The sequence below is a fragment of the Kribbella sp. NBC_00662 genome (assembly GCF_041430295.1).
Taxonomy (GTDB): Bacteria; Actinomycetota; Actinomycetes; order Propionibacteriales; family Kribbellaceae; genus Kribbella.
In genome coordinates, this window is the sequence record NZ_CP109029.1 from 327,931 (window position 1) to 348,725 (window position 20,795).

A 20,795-nucleotide genomic window follows, 5' to 3' on the forward strand; every position below is an offset into this window, starting at 1 on the left:
CTCCTGAGCGGCGGGCGGGCAGCTGCACGGTCGCTCAGGAGGCGGAGTCTCTGGGTGGGGTCAGCGGTGCGGCGGGACCAGGTGCGAGTTCGGGTGGGGGTAGAGGGTCGGGTGAGGGCGGCGCCGGCCTGCGGCGGTGTTGTCGGCGCCCCGGTTCGGGATCGCACCCGGAACCACTGCCATGCCCCAGTAGTCGTGGCCGCCGTTAGGAGTGCGGCCGTCGATTGTCAGGCCGCTGGTGGTCTCGACGACCACACCCGAGGCCCGGGCCGGTGAACCGCCGGCCAGTTTGTAGCCGTCCAGCATCGGTGGCTGGTACGGCCCGCCGACCGGCGTGGCCGTCGTTCCGGTGCCGGGGGCGGTGAGCCGTGGGTCGGTGGTCAGCTTGTGCGGGTCGTTCGGCTCACCAGCAGTGTGCGTGCCGTAGACGGTGTTGCCGTCGAACGTCAGGCCTTGCATGGTGAGCCCCTGGTCCGAATAGTTCCAGGTGCCCGCGCTGTCCAGCGCGAAGATGTTGTTGTAGAACGCCGCCGAGGTCGGATAGGTCTTGTTCCAGGCCCAGAAGTTCACCGGCTGCGCCGCGATCCCCGGTCCCTGATAGACGGTGTTGTTGTAGATCAGCGTGCCGGACGAGTACCCGCTGAACATGAAAGTGCGGTTCCGATCGTTCTGGCTGATGTTGTAGCGGACCACTCCGTTGTCGCTGGTGACGCCGCTGCCTGGACCGCTCGCGTTGCTGCCCTGACCGGGCGCGCAGACGAGCACGAACCCGCCTTCGTTGTCGTGCGAGTAGTTGTACTGGAACACCGTCCCGGTCTGTCCGTAGTCCAGGTCGTACCCCTGGCCGTCCTGGGTCGTCCTCCCACCGAACGCTTCGTTGAACTGGAACGCTGTCCGATCCGCGTTCCACGCCCAGATGCCCGCGCTGGCCCCACCACTGCGTTCGTTGAACCCGTCCACGGTGTTGTGCTCGACGAGTGCGCCGGTGGTGACCTGCGGGAGGATGCCATCACCAGCGACGTCCTTGACGTAGTTGTTCCGAATCACCACGCCAGTGCTCGGGTACCACGGCGACCAGCCCTTGGCGACCGCGTCGACCAGGTCACCGGTGTTGTCGATATCGGCGCGCAGGTTCTGCCGGGAGTTGGTGACGATCCCCTGCCGGTTGGTGTTCCGGACCGAGTTGCCCTCGATCAGCACACCGTCGTACTTCGATCCGGACGCCATGTCGGCGCGCTTCAGCATCACGGTGAAGATGATTCCGGCACCACCCCAGTAGGTCTTCTGGGACCGGCTGCCGAGCACGTCGTGCACCTGGTTGTTCTGAACCGAGATCGACCGCAACGTGCCCGCGTTGTCGTTCATCACCAGGATGCCGCTGCGCAGGTTGGTGTCGCCGTTCGGGTCGGTGAATCCGGCCGCGTGGTTCGCGACATCCAGATCGCGGATGGTCCAGTACTGCTGGTTGTAGAGATACACCGAGGTGTAGAACGTCTGGGTCAGGTAAGTGAGGTGGCTGGTCGTCCCCTTGACCAGATCCTGCGTGTTCAGGCTGGTCGCGTCGTCGGCCGCGTTGAGAATCGGCCGAAGCGCCGCGTCGCCGTACTTGCCGAGCGTGATCGGCGCGCCGGGCGCACCGCTGCCGAGCGGGTGCAGGGTCGTGCCGGTCCAGGTGTCGCCGGCCTTCAGCAGGATCCGGTCCCCGGGCGCGAACCGGCTCGCGTTAACCTTGGCGAACGACCTCCAGGCGGTGCCCGGAGTGCGACCGTCGGCGCTGTCGTCGCCTCCTGAGCTCGAGACGTAGTACGTCGTGTTGCCGGGCGACGTGATCCCGGGGACCGCCGTGACCTCGTACAGTCGCACGTCGTCGAGGTCACCGTAGCCGGCGGCACCGGTGTTCTGGGCGAGGATGCCGAGCGACGTGTGCGTCGCATCGGTACTGAACCGGATCTCGAAGCGGGACCACGACGCCGAGGCGGCGTACCGTTTCTCGCTCTCCACCACGTTCGGGTGTTCTGCGTCGAAGTACCGGAGTCCCACGAAGAACTTCGCCGTCGCATCCGCGCGGATCGATCCGGTGACGACGTACTCCCGGCTGGTGTTCAGTCCGGTGATCAGCTGGGACAGGCTCGCGTTCGCCGGGAACCGCGCGAACCGGGTCCCGTCGGTCGTCTGGCCGGTGGACAGCAAGACCGAGTCCGCCGGGTACGGCGTCCACGGTGCGAGCGCGCCGGTCTCGAAGCTGCCGTTGGACGCGAGGTCCGGCGGCGCGAGCGCGGCCTGGGCCGGGACCGGGACGAGCAGCCCGGTCAGCCCGATCAGTCCGGCGACGACGGCGAGCAGTGCGATGACAACACGTGACTTGGGCGGTGCGTTCACTTCTCCTCCACTCGGGTAGCGGTGGTGAGTGCATCGAGATATCGCTGAAACTGCTGGTCGACGTACCGCTCGGTGAGTTCCTGCCGGACCTCCGGCAGCGTCTTGTACCCGCCGGGGGTCCGGGCGGTGCAGGTGACCAGCACCTGCCCACCAGCGGTGTCGCCGATCACCGGTACCGAATCCCCCACGGCCAGCTCCTGCGCGGCTGTGAAGAGAGTCGTCCGGTACTTCGAGTACGTGTACGCGTTCGCGTCGTCGATCCGGAGCCGCTGGATCCGGCCCCCACCCTGCAGAGTGAGCTGGATCGTGTCGGTCCGGCGCGCGTACTCGTCCTTGTGAGCCGAGTAGAACGCCTGGAGCTGCGCCTCGGTCGGCGTGATCCGCCGCTCGGCGACCAGCGCCCTGCGCAGGCCGAGACTCAGGTTGCTCTCCAGGTACGACAGGTAGGACGCCGGCTGGTACGAGGTGACGCCGTAGCCCGGCTGCTTGTTCTTTTTCTCCAGGTCACGCAGGAAGCCCGCGTAGTCCAGGTACCCGACCAGTCCGCGGTCGTACGCCTGCTGCTGGACGACCTTGAACCGGGTGATTCCGGCGACCGCGGCCCGGTGACCGTCCGGCGTATCGAGATCCAGCGAGTGCGCGGCGGCGTACGTCCGGAGCTCGTCCGGTGGAACCACCTGGCCGTTCACGGTCAGCTCGCCGTTGCCCCGGACAACAAAGAGGACAACAGCCGTCAGGATGGCGACCAGCAGCCCGGTCGCCGGCCACCACCATCGCCTCATCCCTTGCTCCCGCCCTCGGCGAGGCCTGAGATGAACGACCGCTGGTTGGCCAGGAAGACGAGGACCACCGGCAGCGTGATCAGGATGGCGCCTGCCATCAGCGCGCCGTACCGGATGTTGCCGGTCGAGTTGAACTGCACCAGGGCCAGCTGGACCGTGTAGTTCTTGCTCGACGTGGTGGTCACCAGTGGCCAGAGGAAGTCGTCCCAGGTCCCGGTGAAGGAGAAGATCGCCACGATCGCGATCAGCGGCCGCGCCAGCGGCAGGTGCACCCGGGTGAAGATGCGCAGCTCGCCGGCGCCGTCCACCCGGGCCGCCTCGGCCAGCTCCGAGGGCATACCGAGGAAGTACTGGCGGGACAGGAACACGTTCATCGCGCCGACCAGGTGCGGGATCGTCACTGCCGGCAAGGTGTCGAGCAGTCCGTTGCCACCGTGCCCGAACAGATCGTTGCCACCGGCCAGCGGAAACGACTTGGTCATCAGGAACAACGGGATCAGTGTCACCGACACCGGGATCGCGGTGGTCGCGATGATCATCAGGAAGACCAGCCTGCTGCCGGGGAACGGCAGCCGCGCGAACGCGTACCCCGCCAGCGGCGCGACCGCGCAATTGACGACTACAGCCGCCAGCGCGACCAGCAGCGAGTTGCCGAGTGCGCGGACCAGGCCGACGTCGTTGATCGCCGAGCGGAAGTTCTCCAGCGTCGGGTTGTCCGGTACCAGCGCGACCGAGCCGAACGCCCGGTCGGCCGGTGTGAACGCGATCGACACCATCCAGGCGAACGGGATCAGCACCAGTATGACAACCACCGCGACGAGCAGGTAGCGCGACCAGTCCCGGCGGTACCGCGGCGCCCGTGCACGTCTCCGGACAACGGTCGAGGTCGCAACTGTCGTCATCCGCGCCTCCCCGAGATCCCGCGGGTCGCCAGTAGGGAGAACCCGGCCACGAACGCGAACAGCACGAACGCCATCGCCGCCGCCGAGCCGAACTGGTTGTACTGGAACGCCGTCGTGTAGATGAGGTAGTTGACGGTCGTGGTCGAACCGAGCGGGCCGCCCTGGGTCAGCACGTAGATCTCGGCGAAGCTCTGGGCCAGGTAGATGATGTCCATCGCGACGACGAACACCAGCGTCGGCCGGAGCCCGGGAAGCGTCACGTTGACGAACCTTTGCCACGAGCTCGCCCCGTCCACGGTCGCCGCCTCGTACCGCTCGTTCGGGATGCCCTGCAGACCGGCCAGGATCAGTACCATGTTCGAGCCGAGCGCCTTCCACACCCGCATCGCTGCGGCGGCAGCCAGGGCAGTGTTCTCGTTGTGCAGCAGATCCTGGGCGGGCAGGCCGATCGCTCCCAGCACCTCGTTGAACAGGCCGTGCTGGGAGTACATCCAGAGCCAGATCATCGACACCGCGGTCAGTGAGACGATATTCGGCAGGTAGAGCGCGGACCGGACGAAGCCGATCCCCCGGAACGGCCGGTTCACCAGCACGGCCAGTCCGGTCGCGATCACGATCGTTGCCGGTAGCACCATCAGCACGAACTGCCCGGTGACCAGCAGCGACCGCCCGAACTCCGCGGAGTGCAGCAGGTCGCGGTAGTTCTCCAGGCCGGTCCACTGCGGTCCGCCCCGCCGCAACGGGTTGTACCTGGTGAAGCTGATCCGCAGTCCGTAGAGCACGGGGAACAGGCTGAACACCACGACGTACGCCACGGCCGGCGCGGCCATGGCCAGGCCTGCCCAGTGCAGCCGGGTCCAGCGGCGGCGCCGGCGAACCGGCACCGCCACGAGTCCTGCCGCGCTCACTGGCTCTTCTTGAGGACGTCGTCGACGTCGGCGGCCATCGACGTCAGGGCGTCGGCCGTCGAGGCCTTCTGGTTCAGCGCCTGCTCGAGCCGGGCGTCCATCTTGTCGCGGGCCTGTACCCAGCCGGCCACGTTCGGGTTCGGCACGAACTGCGGTGCCGCCTTGACCGCCGCCGTGAGCACCGGCGACGCGGTCACGTACGGCGAGGCGCTTGCCGACGCCCGCACCGGAAGTCCCCCGAACGCCTGGACGTAGCGCTGGTTCACGTCCTTGCCGATCATGAACTGGATGAACTTCCAGCCGAGGTCCTTGGCCTTGGAGTCGGCGTTGATCATCAGCCCGGGACCGGCGCCGCCGAACGCGGCACCGTGGTCGGCACCTTCGAACTTCGGCGGCTGCATGACCCCGAAGTGCTTCGCCGGAGCGGCCGCCACGATCTTCTGGATCGCGTTGACCGCGAGCAAGGTGATCGACGCGGTGCCCTGGACCAGCGGCTGCTGGGCCGGCGGGTTCGCGGAGAACGACGTCCCCAGACCGGTCGCGACCGCGTCCGGCCCGTTGAACAGGCTCACGTAGTAGTCCAGGGCCTGCTTGCCCTGCGGGCTGTCGAAGGTGGACTTGTGCGCGGCAGTGTCGACGAGCGAACCCCCGGCCGAGGCGATCAGCGTCGCGAACGACTGCTCCCGGCCGATCGGGTCGGTGGCCAGCAGCAGCCCCGAGCGAGTGATCCGACCGGACGCGTCCCGGACCGTGAGCTTCTTCGCCGCGTCGCGCAACCCTTCCCAGGTCGTCGGCGGCTGGTCGGGGTCGAGACCCGCGGCCTTGAAGTCGTCCTTGTTGTAGGCGAGCAGCCAGCCCTGCATCTGCAGGGGCATCAGGTACTGCTTGCCGTCCACCTGGCCGCCCGGGAGCGCGCTGGTCAGGTCGTCGCGGTCCGCCGCGGGCAACTGGTCCACCGGCAACGGCTCGAGCCGGTCGTTGACGACCAGGTCGGCGACCGCAGCCGGCCCGTGCCCGAAGACGTCCGGCGCGGTCCCGGCCGCGAATGCCGCCGCCAGCTTGTTGCTGAGATTGGCGTAGTCGACGTACGTCACGTCGACCGTCGCTCCGGTGCTCTTCTCGAACTCCGGCACCAACGAGTTCTTCACCAGGGCGGACTCGGCCGGGTCGGTGCCGGGAAACCACACGGTCAGGTGCTTGGCGCCCGACCCGGCGCCGGTGGCGTTGTCATCGCCACCGGACGAGCAGGCCGCCAGCAGCGTGAACGCGACCGCTGCGGCCGCGAAGCGTAAAGCGCGGGGAACTACCATCGTCACTCCCTCGATCTGGTCCGGCCGCCACCTCAGTTGCGAACCGTCCGGGCGTACTCGCGCCAGCTCAGGTGGAACCCGAGCCGGCTGGTCAGCAGCTGCTGGAAGTCGGCGAGCCGGCGCTCGTCCGCACGGATCGCGCGCGGGAGCACCCCCTGGTCGAGCGCGTACGCCGCGGCCGCGCCCGCCGCCTCGCCGATGGTCCACTCGACCGGGTGCAGCCGGTAGCAGCCGTTGGTGAGGTGGGTACTGCCGATGTTCTTGCCTCCAGCAAGCAAATTGTCCACCCGACGCGGCAGCAGCGCACCGAGTGGGATCTGGAACGGGTAGCTGGAGATGTCGACGTAGGTCCGCGGCTTGCCGTCGGACCCGGTCGACGGGTGCAGGTCGATCCGGTACGACCCGACGCCCACCGAATCCGCGAACGACTCCGCGCCGTCCGGCAGCCCGGCCAGCGCACGGGCCTCGACCCCTACGTGCTGCTCGAGCACCCGCGTCTCGGCCAGGATCCGGCGCGCCTCGCGGACGTACGGACGCATCGCGAGGCCGTCGGGCGTCCCGGTGACGTCCGGGCGGAGCCGGAGCCCCGGGTAGCCGGTGCCGCCGTCGTACCGCGGCGCTTCGGTCTGCATCCAGTACAGAAAGGCCAGCGACTGCTCCTTCGCGGCCTGCTCATGCCGTCGCCGCTCGTCCGCGCCGACGCCCAGCAACGGCCCGAGGAAGTAGTCGGCCTGCGGCCAGTTCACGACCGTGATGTCCGAGGCGTACCTGCCCTCGGGGTAGTGGCCTACCGTCATGATCCGGCGGAAGTTCCACCGGTCACGCGCGATCGCGCCACGCGCCGAGTGTTCGTCGGCGAACAGTCCCTCGGTCCGCGGCTCGAGCGTCGTCGGCAGCACATCGGTCCAGCCGAGCAGCGGTCCCGGCCAGAAGTCCGGCGTGTAGGAGCGCCAGAACTCGTAGTTCTCCGGCCGGTCGATGGTGTGGTCCTCGTCGGGACGGTGGTCCAGCGCGAAGCACCAGGTGACGGCCTGCTGGTCGAGCGGCGCCGCCGGACCGTCGACCGCGTGCGGCTCGCCGGTGTCGTGGATCGACTCGGCGCCGATGACGTGCTCGACGTCGGCCAGCTCGAGCAGGTCGCCGAACTCGGTGGCGTCGACGAAGTACGGCGCGACGACGGTGGCGTGGTTGCCGCTGGCCTTGTCCAGCACAGTGACCGACGAGATCCGGTCGCCGTCGGTGTCGGCCGCCACCGGCTCGCAGTCCCGGAGCACGATCAGCTGCCGGTCCACCTCGTAGGGGTGCAGCATCTCCTCGAGGACGGCGAGCGCCACCCGCGGCTCGTGGGTGAGCCCGCTGACCTGTCCGTTGCCCGGGTTGAGCCGGACGTCCTCGCGGGCGGCACCGTGCAGCGGGTAGTTGCGCCGGTAGTAGTCGCGGACCCGGTCCCGGAAGGCGGCGTACGACCGGGTCCGGCCGACCGACTCGATCCACGGGTGCTCGTCCGGCGGGACGAGCTGGCTGGTCGACTGGCCGCCGAGCCAGGGCGACTCCTCGGTCAGCACGACCCGGCGGCCGGCGGCCAGCACCGCGAGCGCCGCGGCGATCCCGCCAAGACCGCCACCGATCACTGCCACATCCGCCTGGTACTCGGTCACTCGCGCTCTCCTCAGGTTGACGACGCGGTGATAGTAGCGCATTACGTATTGCGCGCCAATCCCCTGGTAAGCTCTCTGCCGTGAAGAGTCGCGGGGACGGAACGGCCAGGCCGGCGACGGCCGGCGGTGGCGGGCGACGGGCCACCCAGGCCGACGTCGCCAAGCACGCCGGGGTGTCGCCCGCGATCGTGTCCGCCGTCGTCAACCGCCGGCAGTACGGCAACATCCGGATCAGCGAGCGCACCCGGCAGCGGGTGCTGGAGTCCGTCCGCACGCTCGGCTACTCGCCGAACATCGCCGCCCGCAACCTGGCCGGCGGGACGAACCGGCTGCTCGGGGTGTTCTCCTGGCAGCGGTTGTTCCCGCTGCTCAAGGAGGACTTCTTCTACGAGTTCCTGGTCGGGATCGAGGAGGCCGCCGAAGAGGCCGGCTACAACCTGCTGATGCTGTGCGCGGCCAAGGACGAGACCGGCGCCCGCTCGCTGTACCCGACGGGAGCCAACGGCCTGCAACTCGCGGACGGCGGGCTGCTGCTCGGGTGGGACGAGAGGTACGACCAGATCCGCCGGCTGCAGGAGGAGCACTATCCGTTCGTGTTCGTCGGCGAGCGGCACATCGAGGGCGTCGAGGCGTCCTGGGTCGGCGCGAACTACCTCGACACCACGGCCGGGATCGTCGACCGGCTGGCCGGACTCGGCCACCGCCGCATCGGCCTACTCGTCCAGGCCGGCACCGCGAACGAAGCCGTGGCCGGCCGCCGCGCGGGCTTCCAACTAGGCGTGTCCCGCAACCCCACGGTCGAGTCCCACACCGCAGCCTTCGGCTCGCCGGCGTCGAACGACGTGCCGACGACGGTGACCGACGCAGCTCAGGCGCTGCGCTGGGTGCGAGACCGGCGGCTGACGGCTGTGGTCGTCGAGAGCTCGGCCGTGGCCGTTGCGCTGCGTACCGCCGCGGAGACCGCCGGGCTGTCTGCGCCGGAGGACTTCTCGCTCGTCGGCCTGAGCGGTACGCCGGAGGTCCCCGGCGTTGAGCATCTCACCGAGCTCTCGATCCCCCGGCGCGACATGGGCCGGGAAGCCGTGCGCCTGATCCTCCAGCGGCTGACGGGTGCCACAGGACCGGTCACCGTCACACTCCCCTGCACGATTCGCGACGCCGGCACTGTCGGACCGCCACCGCAGAACAGCTGAGCTACGCAGTCAGTTTGGGCAGGACCTGCACGAGCCGATCGGTCAGCAGGTCCGGGGTCTTGTCCGGGTTCGCCGCGTAGCCGACCACGGCCTGCTCGAACAGGCCGTCCACCATCGCGTACGCCGTCGGCGCGTCAACAGTCGGCGTGGTCGCGGTGAGATCGGCGTACCGGCCGAGGATGCGCCAGATCATCTCCTCGAGCAGCTTGTCGATCGCCTCGACGTCGGGGCGGAGCTGCTCCTCGAACATGCTCTGCGCACGCAGGTCGTACCAGAGTTTGTGCATCGGGGTCTCGTCGACCAGGGTCTGGGTCATCTTCGCCAGGAACCCGGTGACCAGCTCCTCCCCTGACGTCGCGGTCTCGACCACTTCGTCGTACCGCCGGGCGCACTTGGTCTTGTAGTAGCGCACGCAGTAGCTGATCAGGTCGATCTTGTCGCGGAAGTAGTAGTGCACGACGCCGTGGGTGAACTCGGAGTTGTTCGCGATCTCCCGCAGGCTGGTCCGCGCGTACCCGAGCTCGCCGAGGGTCTTCAGCGCGGACTCGGCCAGCGCGATCCGGCGGCGCTCGATCTTGTCGATCCCGGAGACCCGGGCCGGCCGGTCCGCTTCAGCAGCACTCGCAGACGTCACTGCCACACCGCCCTCTCCTCATCGGGTCGTTGCGTCAGAGTACCCCGCCCCGGGCCAGGCGCGTCCCGGTGCGGGGAGATTTCTTGACAAGTGTCAAACAAAGTCTTGACGAGTGTCAAAGACCTGGCCAGAGTGTGAAACGCCAGCCTCGTCCTGTCAGCAAAGGAGCTACAGATGGGTTCTCTCGATCTCTCCGGCCGCAAGGCCCTCGTCACCGGCGGCGCCCAGGGGCTGGGTGAGGGTATGGCGAAGGCCCTCGCGGCAGCCGGCGCGAAAGTCGTGATCAGCGACCTGCAGAAGGACGCCGGCGAGAAGGTCGCCGACGCGTTGGACAGCGAGTTCGGAGCTGGCAACGGCTTCGTCGCGCACGACATCACCGACGACGCCCAGTGGGAGAACGCGGTCGTCGCGGCCAACGACATCATGGGCGGCCTGGACATCCTGGTGAACAACGCCGGGATCGAGATCACCAGCCTGCTCACCGAGGTCACCGCCGACGACATCCGCAAGATGCTCGAGGTGAACGTCCTCGGCACCACGCTCGGGGTCAAGTGGGGCCTGCGGACGATGCGGCCCGAGGGGCTGGCCGGCCAGGGCGGCGCGATCATCAACGTCGCGTCGGTCGCCGCGACCATCGCGTTCCCCGGTATCGCGGTCTACTCCGCGACCAAGTCCGCGGTCGACCGCCTCACCAAGGTCGCCGCGATGGAGTCCGGCAAGCTCGGGTACGGCGTCCGCGTCAACTGCCTGTACCCCGGGCTGGTCCCGACCGCGATGGGGATGGGCCTGGCCAACGACTGTGCGCAGCTCGGGCTGTTCGAGTCCCCCGAGGCAGCGGTCGGCGCCGTCATCGCACTGACCCCGGCAGGCCGGCTCGGCGAGGTGGCGGACATGGCCGACGCGGTCGTCTTCCTGGCATCGGACGAGGCCCGGTTCATCACCGGCATCGGCCTGCCCGTCGACGGCGGAATGGGGATGTGATGGCAACCAAACCTGTCGTCGTCTACGGCGCCTCCGGCTACACCGGCCGTCTGGTCTGCGAGTACCTCCGGCAGTACCACGTCCCGTTCGTCGCCGCCGGTCGCGACGAGGCCAAGCTGAAGGCCTCGATGGATGCCCATGTCCCGGGCATCGAGACCGCCGACTACGAGATCGCCACGGTCGACCACGACACCGCTGCGCTGACAGACCTGTTCAAAGGCGCATCCGTCGTCCTGAACACCGTCGGACCCTTCAGCGAGCTCGGTCCGGCCGCTGTCGAAGCAGCGCTGGCCGCGGGTGCGCACTACACCGACACGACCGGTGAGCAGGACTGGTTGATGACCTGCGACGAGAAGTACGGTCCGCAGTTCGCCGAGGCCGGTCTGGTGCTGGCGCCCGGCATCGCGCAGATGTACACGACCAGCGAGATCGCTGCGCAGCTGTGCCTCGAGCAGCCAGGGCTGGACACTCTCGACATCGCTGTGTTCTGGGGCGGCAGCCCGACGATCGCCTCGACGCGCACGATCCTGGTGAACGCTGCGACGTCGAAGGCGCACTACCTGGAGAACAACCAGTACGCCGAGTTCCCCACCCAGGGTCTGGTGCAGCTGGTCGTTCCCGGACAGCACGAGCTGGCACTCTCGCTGCCGTGGGGCGGTATGTCGCACCCGGTGTGGTTCAAGCGCGATCCACGCGTCGCCAACTGCAAGGCGCAGGGCGGTGTCTTCAACGCGGCGCTGATGAACGGCGTACCGCAGATCGTCGCCGCGGCGCTCGAGGCGACCAAGGACATGGCGCCGGACGAGCGCAACGAGGCACTGACCGCCACCGCGCGCCAGGTGATGAACGAGATGCCACCACGCGAGAACCCACGGGTCAACAAGACTCTGGACTCGGTGCACGCTTCCGGACCGCTCGGTCGGGCGCACTGTGTCATCCACGGCAACAGCAACTACCAGCAGACCGGTCTGCTCCAGGCGTACGCGGCGTACTCGCTGCTGCAGACGCCGCCGAAGCGGGTCGGGTTCGCGAGTGGTTGCCAGGCATTCGGTCACCGCGAGCTGCTCGGCGTACTGCGGAGCTTCGGACTGGTGTCCGAGCCGCAGCTCACTGTTCAGCATTGAGGGAGTTGCCGTGCGACTGGTCGACTACCTGGACAAGGGCGCCTCGCTGGGCCCGGATGCGGCCTGCCTCACTACGGACGGCGAGACCCTCTCGTACGCCGACGTGCAGCAGCTGTCGTACCGCATCGCCGGCGCGCTGGAGGCGACCGGCGTACGTCCGGGCGGGAAGGTCGCGATCCTGTCCGCGAACGACCCGATCGCGTTCAGCTGCGTGTTCGGGATCAGCCGGGCCGGTGCGATCTGGTGCCCGATCAATCCGCGCAACGAGGCCGCGGAGAACCGTGAGCTGCTCGACCAGTTCGACTGCGAAGTACTGATCTACCAGTCGGCGTTCACGCCGCTGGTGGACCGCATCCGGGACTCGCTGCCCAAGGTGCACACGTTCGTGTGCCTCGACGGGGAGCCCACAGACTCCGACCCAGACCCCCACCCCAGCGGTCGGAGAATCGTCGGTTGGGACGCGTTCAGCGGGGGCGCGTCCCAGCCGGCGCCCGATCTGACCGATCCGGACGACCTCGCGATGATCGTCGGGACCGGTGGTACGACGGGCCGTCCGAAAGGAGTGATGCTCGGCAACGCCAATCTCGAGACGATGACCGCGCTGACCCTGATGGGGTACCCGTTCGGCGAGCGGCCGGTCTACCTGGCGCTGGCGCCGTTGACGCACGCGGCCGGGGTGCTGTGCTTCCCGGTGCTCGCGTCCGGCGGGGAGATCGTGATCATGCGAGCTCCCGACGTCCATGCGTTCCTGGAGCTGATACCGCGACACGGGGTGACGCACACGTTCCTGCCGCCGACGCTGATCTACATGGTGCTGGCGGCGCCGGAGCTGGACTCCACGGACCTGTCGTCGTTGCGGTGCTTCTGGTACGGCGCGGCGCCGATGTCGGTCGCCCGGCTCGAGGAGGCGTTGCAGCGGATCGGTCCGGTGATGGCGCAGCTGTTCGGGCAGACCGAGGCGCCGATGATGATCTCGATCCTGCCGCCCGCCGCGCATTTCGATGCCGCAGGCAACATTGCGCGGGGCCGGCTGTCGTCGGCCGGGCGGCCGTCACCGCTGGTCACGGTGGCGATCATGGGCGCGGACGGCGCTCTCCTTCCCTCGGGCGAGCGAGGTGAGATCGTCGTCCGCGGCTCATTGGTGATGCGGGGCTACTACCGCAACCCGGATGCGACCGCGGCGGCGTCGGCGTACGGCTGGCACCACACCGGTGACATCGGCTACCTGGACGGCGACAACTTCCTGTACATCGTCGACCGGGCCAAGGACATGATCATCACCGGCGGCTTCAACGTGTACTCGACCGAGGTCGAGCAGGCGCTGATGGCGCACACCGACGTCCAGGATTGCGCAGTTGTCGGACAACCTGATGAGAAGTGGGGCGAGCGGGTCGTCGCCGTCGTCCAGCTGCAGCCGGGCAGTCTGGTCGGACCGGAGGAGCTGATCGCGTTCGCGAAGGCACGGATCGGCAGCGTGAAGGCACCGAAGCAGGTGCTCGTCTGGCACGACCTGCCCCGCTCCAAGGTCGGCAAGGTGGTCAAGCCGGAGATCAAGGCCCGGCTAGCTACTGGCTGACGCGCTCCCCGAGTCAGTAGTGGTGGCCGTTCGGCTCCACTGGCTCGCCGAGGGCAGCTCCTACTTCGGTGAGGAAGTCCGGGGAGAAGTAGTACCAGCGGATCGATCGGACCTTGCCGTCTTCGGTGGTCAGACGCATCAGATCGTTCACAGCCCGGTGGCCGTCGCGGACGATATGGATCACCAGGACCGGCTCGCCCCAGAGGTCCACGACGTCTGCTGTGTAGCGGTAGGGCTTGGACAGGTCCAGAGTGTGCTCGATCGAGCCTTGCCGGATGTTGTCGGCGCCGTACTCCGTCAGCACGCCGAGGATCTCGCTGTCCGCGTCGGCCAGCAGCAGCGCGGTCAGCCGAGGTACGTCGTACGCCGTGAACGCGTCGGCGACCGCATCCAGCAGACGACGGTCCGGGGCCTCACGGGTCTTCAGTGAGCGCTCCGGATCGGCCAGGCGTCCCCGTCCGCGGTGGAGTGCTGCTTTGACGGCTCCTACTGAGGTCCGCAGTACGTCGGCGACCTCGGTGAGGGTGAAGCCGAAGAGGTCCTTCAGTGCGAGTGCTGCGCGCTCCTGCGGCGGGAGGAGGGTCACGAGCTGAGCCCAGGCGTCACGGACCTCTGCGGGGTCGGCGGTGTCCGGTGCGGCTTGTTCCGGCGCGTCGACGAGGACAGGCGACTGGCGGCGGTAGCTGTCGACGTACGCGTTGGTGGCGACCCGAAACAACCAGGCACGCGGATTGACGATCGGGCTGTGCGCCTGCGCGGCCTGCGTGAACGCGCGCGCCAGCGACTCCTGGACGAGGTCCTCGGCGTCGAACGCGTTGCCGGTCAGCCGGCGGCAGTACTTGTACAGGCCGGAGCGCAGCGGCTCGAGGCGGTCGAGGAACTCCCGCCGGGCCCGCCTGGTCGCCTTCAGCTCGGGAAGGTCGAGAGCGTCGGTCAGATCGGACATGGTCATACCTGTGTGGACGGACGAGGTGACCCCCAGGATACGGACCCGGTTCTTCGCGAGGTCGAGCGTCTAGTAAGGTAAGCCTTAGCTAACAGGTCCGCCACCTCGAAAGCAGGGTCCGCCCATGACCAGAGCACTGCCCGAGCCGACGTACCGGCGTTTCGCCGCCGGCCTCGGCACCTTCAGCCTCCGGCCGTTCGACCTGACCGAGGACGTGACAACACTGCACAGCTGGGTCACCCAGCCGTACGCGCGGTACTGGGGTCTCCTCGACGCATCGGTCGCCGACGTGCACGCGGAGTACCTCCGGATCGAGCAGAGTGCGCACCATTGCGCCTTCCTCGGTGAGCACGACGGGCGGCCGGCGTTCCTGATGGAGCGCTACGAGCCGACGTACGACGCGGTCGGGCAGGTGTACGACGTCGCGCCGGGTGACATCGGCATGCACGTGCTGGTCGGGCCGGCGACCACGCCGATCTCCGGGTTCACCGCCGCGGTGTTCGAGACGATCATGGACAGCTTGTTCAGCGATCCGCTGGTCGACCGGGTCGTGGTCGAGCCCGACGTACGCAACGTGAAGATCCAGGCGCTGAACGAGCGGATGGGGTTCCGCAAGCACAGCGTCGTACAGCTGGCCGACAAGCAGGCGTGGTTGAGCTTCTGCACCCGCGACCAGTACGCCGACGCACACCGGATGAACGAGGCAGGCTGATGATCTCGCATCTGAACCCGGACGTCTGGGCCGTGGTCAACCGCGCCCTGGTGCGGAAGGCGCTGGCCGAGTTCGCGCACGAGCGGATCCTGATACCTGTTGTGGTCGACAACGGGTTCGCGGTGGGTGGGTATCGATTCGATGCTCGGCTGTATCCCTTGAACCATTGGGATATCGATGCCGCGAGCATCGTCCGGGACGACGGCGGGCCGATCGATGCGTTGGAGTTCGTCACGACGTTCCACGAGCAGTTGAGGATCGGCGCGGAGATGCTGCCGGTGTACCTCGAGGAGATCAGCAGCACGCTGGCGTCGGCGGCGTACAAGGCGTCGAAGCCGGACCTGACCGCGGCGGACCTGGTCACCGCGGACTTCCAGGTGATCGAGGCCGCGATGACCGAGGGGCATCCGTGTTTCGTGGCGAACAACGGGCGGCTCGGGTTCGGAGTGAGCGACTACCTGGCCTACGCACCCGAGACCGGTGCGCCGGTGCAGCTGTCCTGGATCGCTACGCGGCGGGACCGGACCACGGTTGCGCACAGCAGCACACTGTCCTATGACGAGCTGTTGCGCGCCGAGTTGGGGGCTCAGGTCCTGGAGCGGTTCGCGGCGGAGATTGTTGCCGTAGGCGCTGATCCTGCGGAGTACGTGTACCTGCCGGTGCATCCGTGGCAGTGGGAGAACAAGACGTCGATCACGTTCGCCGCGGATATCGCGCAGCGGCACATCATCTACCTCGGGACGACGGACGACGTCTATCAGCCGCAGCAGTCGATCCGGACGTTCTTCAACCGGTCCGTGCCGTCGCGGTGCTACGTGAAGACGGCGTTGTCGGTCCTCAACATGGGGTTCATGCGCGGGCTGTCGCCGTCGTACATGGCCGCGACGCCCGCGATCAACGACTGGGTGCACTCGGTGGTCTCGAACGACCTTGTTCTGAAGCGGTACGGCTTCAGCGTGCTGCGCGAGATCGTGGCGGCCGGGTACCACAACCGGTACTACGAGAACGCCACCGACAAGACGTCGCCGTACCGGAAGATGTTGTCGGCGCTGTGGCGGGAGAGCCCGGTGCCTTCGCTGGAGCCGGGTGAGCGGCTCGCGACGATGGCCTCACTGCTGCATGTCGATCGGCATGGCGATTCGCTCGCGGCGGCTTTGGTGCGGGCATCGGGGTTGGCGCCGGCGGATTGGATGCGGGCGTACGTCGACGCGTATCTGATCCCGTTGCTGCACAGCTTCTACGCGTACGAGCTGGTGTTCATGCCGCACGGCGAGAACCTGATCCTGGTACTGCGGGACGCGATCCCGATCCGGGTCATCATGAAGGACATCGCGGAGGAGATCGCCGTACTGAGCCCGGCGACGCCGATCCCGGCGGAGGCCGAGCGGGTGCGCGCCGAGGTGCCCGAGGACGAGAAGCTGCTGTCGATCTTCACCGATGTCTTCGACTGCATCTTCCGGTTCCTGTCACCGTTGCTGGATCGCGAGGGTCTGCTGACGCCTGACGAGTTCTGGTCGGTGGTGGCGGAGGCGGTGCGCGACTACCAGGCTGCGACGCCGGAGCTGGCCGAGGCGTTCGCGAAGTACGACCTGTTCCCGCCGGAGTTCGCGCTGTCCTGCCTGAACCGGCTGCAACTCCGCAACAACCAGCAGATGGTCGACCTCACCGACGTCGCCGGGTCCCTCCAGTTCGTCGGCACCTTGGAGAATCCTCTGGTCACGGAAGCAGCTGACTGACCAGACAGTCGCCGAGCCAGCGCTCGTACTCCGCGACCGACCAACCGCGGTCGTGGACGAGCAGCGAATACACCTCGCTCGCAGTGCAGGCCAGCAAGATGTCGAGCGCGCGGTCGGGTGGGTGGGACAGCTCGAAGGACGCGAGATACAGCTCGAGCTCCCGCTCACGCGCTCCCCAGACCCGCCGTAGCTCGTCGGCCATCCGGGGGTCCGCGCGGGCGGCCTCCTGGTAGATCCGGATCACGTCGATCCCCGTCTCGAACTGGCGGGTGTGCCAGTGCGCGGCGGCACGCATCCGGGCGGCCGGATCGGCCAGCGCGAGCGATTCTTCGGCGAGCCGGCGGGTATCGGCGTCGGCGATCCAGATCCGGGCGATCTCCCGGAGGATGGCGGGCTTGTTCCCGAACGCCGAGTAGATCGTCTGCGCCGGGATGTCGGCGGCCGCGGAGATCGCGGCGATCGTCGTCGCGACGTATCCGTGCTCGGCGAACAGGACCCGCGCGGCCCGCGCCACCTGCTCCTTGGTCGCCTGGGCCTGCCGGGCGCGGTGCGAGTCCTTGACAGCCACGCGATCAACCTAGCACTCTGTTCATCAGAGTCATACTCTGATGAACAGATGGGAGATCTGATGAGATCACTGGATTTGTCCGCCGATCCGGCGTGCCCGTGGAGCTGGCTCGCGGTGCGGTGGCTGACAGCGGTGGCGCCGGAGCGAGAGCTGCGGCTGGAGTTCCGCTCGTACAGCCTGTGGATCCGGGACGGGGATCGGCAGCTCGACGGCGTACCGGAGTTCGTCCGCGCGCTGGCTGTTGCCGCTAGCAAGGAATCTCTGCGGGTGCTCCGGGTGTTCGAGGCGCTGCGGGCGGCCGGTCGGTCGGGGGCCGTCGAGCCCCTCTATCTGGCGTGGGGGTCCCGGGTGTTCACGCCCGGTCCGCCCCAGCCGCCGACCACGGCGACGCTGGTGGCCGCGCTGGCGGATGCCGGCCTGGACGATTCGTGGCTGGCTGCCGCGGATGACGCCGACTGGGACGAGACCATCCGGTCGTCCACCAACGCCGCGACGACCCCGGTGATCCCGACGCTGATCGAGAACGGGACGGTCCTGTTCCACGGCGCGGTACTCGCGGCTCCGGTAACAGCTGCCGAAGGCCTCGCCCTCTGGGACGCGATCGACGCGCTGTCCGACGTACCGTCCTTCATCGCACTCTCCCCGGTCCGCCCGCCGCTCCCGTCCTTCGCCGCCGTCTGACCCTTGCCGTCGTCCTGTGGATAACTCCCGCCGCGGCGGTGACGGATGCGTCAGGCTGGTCGGGTGACAGCTCTGGAGACGACGCGCGACGGCAGGCGGTACGAGGTGGTGGACGGGCGCCTGCTGATCACCGGCGCCCAACCGCCCGCCCATCACGCGGCCGTCGTCGCGCTCATGGTCCTTCTCAAACAGGCCTGCCCACCGGACCTCCTGGTCTCGGTCGGCTCACTCGCCTTCCGCCCCACCCCGCACACCACCCTCCGCCCCGACCTCCTCGTCTGCCCCCGCAACTACGCCACCACCCAGCCACCCTTGCTAGCCGTAGAGGTCCTCTCCCCCTCAACCCGCACCACCGACGTAGTCCTCAAACGCACCCTCTACGAAACCCACCAAATCCCGTCCTACTGGCTCCTCGACCCCACCTCCCAAGAACTAACCCTCCTCACCCTCACCCCCACCGGCTACACCTGCGAAGCCGTCCTCCAGGCCGAAGAAACCTTCCACACCACCCAACCGTTTCCTGTCTCCCTCACCCCATCTGCACTCACGAGATAACCGGGGCATCCAGGGGCATCCGGGGGCAGATCGGCGTCAAGTCGGGGCAACCAGGGGCAGATTCGCCAAACGGCACCAAGCACCCATCGGGCCACACCATGCTGGTGCAGTGACCGAGGAGGAGGCACGATTGTGTCCGTGGAACCACTTGAGTCAGGGCCTTACACCTTGGCCTATCTCGACACCGCACCCGACGACGGGAGACGGCGCGAGATCATCGACGGCGGTCTCTTCGTGACGCCTGCACCTGCACGGATCCACCAGAGGGCAGTGGTCCAGCTCAGCAGCACACTCAACATCGCCTGCCCCGCGGGCTTCGAGGTGCTTGTCGCGCCGTTCGACTACCGGCCGACCTCCAAGCGTTCGGTCCAGCCCGATGTGCTCGTGTGCAGTCCGGACGAGCATGGCTCGAAGCACGCGAGAAAGCCACTCAGCCTCGCCGTCGAAATCCTGTCGCCCAGCACCAAGATGCTGGACCTCCTGCTGAAGCGCGGGGTCTACGAGCAAGCAGGCGTGCCGTCCTACTGGATCTTGGATCCGGAGCAAGAGACCCTGACCGTGCTCGAACTCGTGGACGGCCTGTACGTCGAGCGAGATGTCGTGGCCGGCGAGAAGGTCTTCGAGGCGACGCTGCCGTTCCCCGTACAGATCGTCCCGGCCGAGCTCCTCCGAGAGCGCTGAGCAACAGCGCGCAGCGTCAGTTGTAAAAGCGGCGGGCGCTGGAGCCGATGCGGGTTACGTCGGTGCCGTAGATGTGGATGGAGATCGCGGTGGTGTCGGAGGTGTTGTTGACTCGGTGGATGTCGCCGGGAGGGGCGAAGCCGCTGACGTCGCCGGTTTGGTTGTCGCTCTGGGCGATCAGGTTGAGGTCGGCGTCGTAGAGGTCCTCGTGTTCGACGCCCTGGATGACTCCGAACACGCACCAGGTCACGTGGTCGTGGATCCGGGTCAGCTGGCCGGGGCGCCAGACCAGCGCGATGATCGAGAACGAGCCGTCGGGTTCGACGTGCAACGTGTGGCTCTGGTAGCGGTCCGCCGAGCCGAGACGCTGCTCGGCTGTCAGGACGTCGGGTGTCGGTAGGTGGTTGCGCAACTGCTCGGCCACCAGCTGTGCGGTGCCGTGCCAGTCGGCGTGTTGAGCGATCGCGGTACGGACGCCCGCGACCAGGTCGGTCAGTTCACTGGTGGAGATCGATGTCGTCGTCATGTCTTGAGCGTGCGCCGCCTCAACCCATAGCGTCTAATGCCAAGATTCGTTCTCACCCATAGACGGGTTTGATACATGCTCGATGTCACGAAACTGCGCGTCATCGACGCCGTCGCGCGCCTCGGATCGGTCACCGCCGCGGCGCGCGAGCTGCACTATTCGCAGCCGTCCGTCACTCATCACCTGTCCCGCCTCGAGGCCGAGACCGGAGCGCAGTTGTTGCAGCGAGCCGGACGCGGCATCCGCCTGACCGAAACCGGCCGGATGCTCGCCGCCCGAGCCGCGGAGATCATCGGCCGGATCGACGCGGCCGACGCCGAGCTGGCCGCGCACGTCGGCCTGCGGGTCGGACGGGTTCGTCTCGCGGGCTTCTCGTCGGCGATCGGATCGCTCGTACCGGCGGCCGTCGCGGCGCTGGCTGCCAAACACCCGGGGCTGGAGGTGAGCCTGACCGACATGCATCCGCCCGAAGCGCTCGAGCTCCTGCGCGCCGGCACGATCGACGTCGCGATCGTCTTCCGGTACGACGAGACCGAGCCGGAGCCGACCGGCGTACGACTGCACCACCTGCTCGACGACCCGCTGTACCTGCTCTCGAAGGACCGGCCGGCCACGCTCGCCGAGCTGCGCGACGCGACCTGGATCGCGGGCTGCGATCGTTGCCGCAGTCATCTGATCTCCCTGTGCGCGGTCGAGGGCTACGAACCGAGGATCGGCTACACGTCCGACGACATGGTGGTCATGCAGGCCCTGGTCAGGTCCGGTCTCGGCGTGACGACCATCCCCGGTCTCGCACTACGCAGCCACCAGGTCGACGGCATCTTCGCCACCGAGATCCCGGGATCGCGCCGGCACGTGTACGCCGCGACGTACGGCGAGCCACCCGACCCGCCGGCGATCGCGGCCATGCTGACGGCCCTCGAGGAGGCCGCCACTGTCTGAG

Annotated in this window: 20 protein-coding genes; 10 read left to right on the forward strand and 10 right to left on the reverse strand. The window is 68.0% G+C overall.

Going from position 1 to position 20,795, the window contains the following annotated elements; genetic code table 11:
* Positions 1-60 precede the first annotated feature (60 nt).
* The 6 genes from OHA10_RS01585 to OHA10_RS01610 are packed head-to-tail and all read right to left on the reverse strand — an operon-like array spanning position 61 to position 7,939.
* Complete coding sequence (locus OHA10_RS01585) at positions 61-2,379, reverse strand: right-handed parallel beta-helix repeat-containing protein (protein ID WP_371404365.1); 2,319 nt, start codon at positions 2,377-2,379, stop codon at positions 61-63.
* The gene (locus OHA10_RS01590) at positions 2,376-3,161 is read right to left on the reverse strand and encodes a hypothetical protein (RefSeq protein WP_371404366.1); all 786 of its coding nucleotides are present in this window, start codon (positions 3,159-3,161) and stop codon (positions 2,376-2,378) included. Before OHA10_RS01590 ends, OHA10_RS01585 begins: the two co-directional genes overlap by 4 nt.
* Complete coding sequence (locus OHA10_RS01595) at positions 3,158-4,063, reverse strand: carbohydrate ABC transporter permease (RefSeq protein WP_371404367.1); 906 nt, start codon at positions 4,061-4,063, stop codon at positions 3,158-3,160. The genes OHA10_RS01590 and OHA10_RS01595 overlap by 4 nt, the downstream gene beginning before the upstream one ends.
* The gene (locus OHA10_RS01600; RefSeq protein WP_371404368.1) at positions 4,060-4,971 is read right to left on the reverse strand and encodes a carbohydrate ABC transporter permease; all 912 of its coding nucleotides are present in this window, start codon (positions 4,969-4,971) and stop codon (positions 4,060-4,062) included. The genes OHA10_RS01595 and OHA10_RS01600 overlap by 4 nt, the downstream gene beginning before the upstream one ends.
* Positions 4,968-6,281 carry an extracellular solute-binding protein gene (locus OHA10_RS01605; protein WP_371404369.1) on the reverse strand — a complete coding sequence of 438 codons (1,314 nt, stop codon included), beginning with the start codon at positions 6,279-6,281 and terminating at the stop codon, positions 4,968-4,970. Before OHA10_RS01605 ends, OHA10_RS01600 begins: the two co-directional genes overlap by 4 nt.
* A gap of 32 nt (positions 6,282-6,313) precedes the next feature.
* A complete protein-coding gene (locus tag OHA10_RS01610) occupies positions 6,314-7,939 on the reverse strand; it encodes an FAD-dependent oxidoreductase (protein ID WP_371404370.1) in 1,626 nt (541 codons plus the stop codon).
* Positions 7,940-8,019: 80 nt separating this feature from the next.
* Here OHA10_RS01610 and OHA10_RS01615 point away from each other — a divergent pair, with 80 nt between their 5' ends.
* Positions 8,020-9,132 (forward strand): LacI family DNA-binding transcriptional regulator, encoded by a 1,113-nt coding sequence (locus tag OHA10_RS01615; protein WP_371404371.1) that lies wholly within the window; start codon positions 8,020-8,022, stop codon positions 9,130-9,132.
* Between the two features lies 1 nt (position 9,133).
* On the opposite strand, the gene OHA10_RS01620 is transcribed toward OHA10_RS01615, so the two are convergent.
* Positions 9,134-9,772, reverse strand: a complete 639-nt coding sequence (locus OHA10_RS01620) for a TetR/AcrR family transcriptional regulator (RefSeq protein ID WP_371404372.1) — start codon at positions 9,770-9,772, stop codon at positions 9,134-9,136.
* 168 nt (positions 9,773-9,940) lie between these two features.
* Between OHA10_RS01620 and OHA10_RS01625 the strand changes: the two genes are divergently transcribed.
* Genes OHA10_RS01625 through OHA10_RS01635 form a run of 3 tightly spaced genes read left to right on the forward strand, consistent with a single transcriptional unit; the run spans position 9,941 to position 13,447 of the window.
* Positions 9,941-10,747: an SDR family NAD(P)-dependent oxidoreductase gene (locus tag OHA10_RS01625; RefSeq protein ID WP_371404373.1), complete on the forward strand. Its 807-nt coding sequence runs from the start codon at positions 9,941-9,943 to the stop codon at positions 10,745-10,747.
* Positions 10,747-11,871, forward strand: a complete 1,125-nt coding sequence (locus OHA10_RS01630) for a DUF5938 domain-containing protein (RefSeq protein WP_371404374.1) — start codon at positions 10,747-10,749, stop codon at positions 11,869-11,871. Before OHA10_RS01625 ends, OHA10_RS01630 begins: the two co-directional genes overlap by 1 nt.
* 10 nt (positions 11,872-11,881) lie before the next feature.
* Entirely contained in the window at positions 11,882-13,447 is a 1,566-nt protein-coding gene (locus tag OHA10_RS01635) for an AMP-binding protein (protein ID WP_371404375.1), read from the forward strand.
* Between the two features lie 13 nt (positions 13,448-13,460).
* Here OHA10_RS01635 and OHA10_RS01640 read toward each other — a convergent pair whose 3' ends face one another.
* Positions 13,461-14,393 (reverse strand): sigma-70 family RNA polymerase sigma factor, encoded by a 933-nt coding sequence (locus OHA10_RS01640; RefSeq protein WP_371404376.1) that lies wholly within the window; start codon positions 14,391-14,393, stop codon positions 13,461-13,463.
* 124 nt (positions 14,394-14,517) lie between these two features.
* Between OHA10_RS01640 and OHA10_RS01645 the strand changes: the two genes are divergently transcribed.
* Together OHA10_RS01645 and OHA10_RS01650 are read left to right on the forward strand one after the other, a co-directional pair.
* On the forward strand, positions 14,518-15,105 hold the full coding sequence (locus OHA10_RS01645; protein ID WP_371404377.1) for a GNAT family N-acetyltransferase: 588 nt from the start codon (positions 14,518-14,520) through the stop codon (positions 15,103-15,105).
* Positions 15,105-16,841, forward strand: a complete 1,737-nt coding sequence (locus tag OHA10_RS01650) for an IucA/IucC family siderophore biosynthesis protein (protein WP_371404378.1) — start codon at positions 15,105-15,107, stop codon at positions 16,839-16,841. The genes OHA10_RS01645 and OHA10_RS01650 overlap by 1 nt, the downstream gene beginning before the upstream one ends.
* On the opposite strand, the gene OHA10_RS01655 is transcribed toward OHA10_RS01650, so the two are convergent.
* A complete protein-coding gene (locus OHA10_RS01655) occupies positions 16,822-17,409 on the reverse strand; it encodes a TetR/AcrR family transcriptional regulator (protein ID WP_371404379.1) in 588 nt (195 codons plus the stop codon). The two genes, OHA10_RS01650 and OHA10_RS01655, sit on opposite strands and share 20 nt — an antisense overlap.
* A 60-nt stretch (positions 17,410-17,469) precedes the next feature.
* On the opposite strand from OHA10_RS01655, the gene OHA10_RS01660 reads away from it, so the two are divergent.
* The 3 genes from OHA10_RS01660 (at position 17,470) to OHA10_RS01670 (ending at position 19,326) form a co-directional block, all read left to right on the forward strand.
* Positions 17,470-18,090 (forward strand): hypothetical protein, encoded by a 621-nt coding sequence (locus tag OHA10_RS01660; RefSeq protein ID WP_371404380.1) that lies wholly within the window; start codon positions 17,470-17,472, stop codon positions 18,088-18,090.
* Positions 18,091-18,153: 63 nt separating this feature from the next.
* A complete protein-coding gene (locus OHA10_RS01665) occupies positions 18,154-18,645 on the forward strand; it encodes a Uma2 family endonuclease (protein ID WP_371404381.1) in 492 nt (163 codons plus the stop codon).
* Positions 18,646-18,783: 138 nt separating this feature from the next.
* Positions 18,784-19,326 carry a Uma2 family endonuclease gene (locus OHA10_RS01670; protein ID WP_371404382.1) on the forward strand — a complete coding sequence of 181 codons (543 nt, stop codon included), beginning with the start codon at positions 18,784-18,786 and terminating at the stop codon, positions 19,324-19,326.
* A gap of 16 nt (positions 19,327-19,342) precedes the next feature.
* Here OHA10_RS01670 and OHA10_RS01675 read toward each other — a convergent pair whose 3' ends face one another.
* Positions 19,343-19,852 carry a hypothetical protein gene (locus tag OHA10_RS01675; RefSeq protein ID WP_371404383.1) on the reverse strand — a complete coding sequence of 170 codons (510 nt, stop codon included), beginning with the start codon at positions 19,850-19,852 and terminating at the stop codon, positions 19,343-19,345.
* A gap of 75 nt (positions 19,853-19,927) precedes the next feature.
* On the opposite strand from OHA10_RS01675, the gene OHA10_RS01680 reads away from it, so the two are divergent.
* Entirely contained in the window at positions 19,928-20,794 is an 867-nt protein-coding gene (locus OHA10_RS01680) for a LysR family transcriptional regulator (RefSeq protein ID WP_371404384.1), read from the forward strand.
* Position 20,795: the final 1 nt, after the last annotated feature.

What these genes read in the sequence shown, in the direction of transcription:
- OHA10_RS01590 (WP_371404366.1), bottom strand. Translation starts at nt 3,161, where the DNA reads ATGAGGCGATGGTGGTGGCCGGCGACCGGGCTGCTGGTCGCCATCCTG.
- OHA10_RS01595 (WP_371404367.1), bottom strand. Translation starts at nt 4,063, where the DNA reads ATGACGACAGTTGCGACCTCGACCGTTGTCCGGAGACGTGCACGGGCG.
- OHA10_RS01605 (WP_371404369.1), bottom strand. Translation starts at nt 6,281, where the DNA reads ATGGTAGTTCCCCGCGCTTTACGCTTCGCGGCCGCAGCGGTCGCGTTC.
- OHA10_RS01625 (WP_371404373.1), top strand. Translation starts at nt 9,941, where the DNA reads ATGGGTTCTCTCGATCTCTCCGGCCGCAAGGCCCTCGTCACCGGCGGC.
- OHA10_RS01630 (WP_371404374.1), top strand. Translation starts at nt 10,747, where the DNA reads ATGGCAACCAAACCTGTCGTCGTCTACGGCGCCTCCGGCTACACCGGC.
- OHA10_RS01640 (WP_371404376.1), bottom strand. Translation starts at nt 14,393, where the DNA reads ATGTCCGATCTGACCGACGCTCTCGACCTTCCCGAGCTGAAGGCGACC.
- OHA10_RS01645 (WP_371404377.1), top strand. Translation starts at nt 14,518, where the DNA reads ATGACCAGAGCACTGCCCGAGCCGACGTACCGGCGTTTCGCCGCCGGC.
- OHA10_RS01650 (WP_371404378.1), top strand. Translation starts at nt 15,105, where the DNA reads ATGATCTCGCATCTGAACCCGGACGTCTGGGCCGTGGTCAACCGCGCC.
- OHA10_RS01660 (WP_371404380.1), top strand. Translation starts at nt 17,470, where the DNA reads ATGAGATCACTGGATTTGTCCGCCGATCCGGCGTGCCCGTGGAGCTGG.
- OHA10_RS01675 (WP_371404383.1), bottom strand. Translation starts at nt 19,852, where the DNA reads ATGACGACGACATCGATCTCCACCAGTGAACTGACCGACCTGGTCGCG.
- OHA10_RS01680 (WP_371404384.1), top strand. Translation starts at nt 19,928, where the DNA reads ATGCTCGATGTCACGAAACTGCGCGTCATCGACGCCGTCGCGCGCCTC.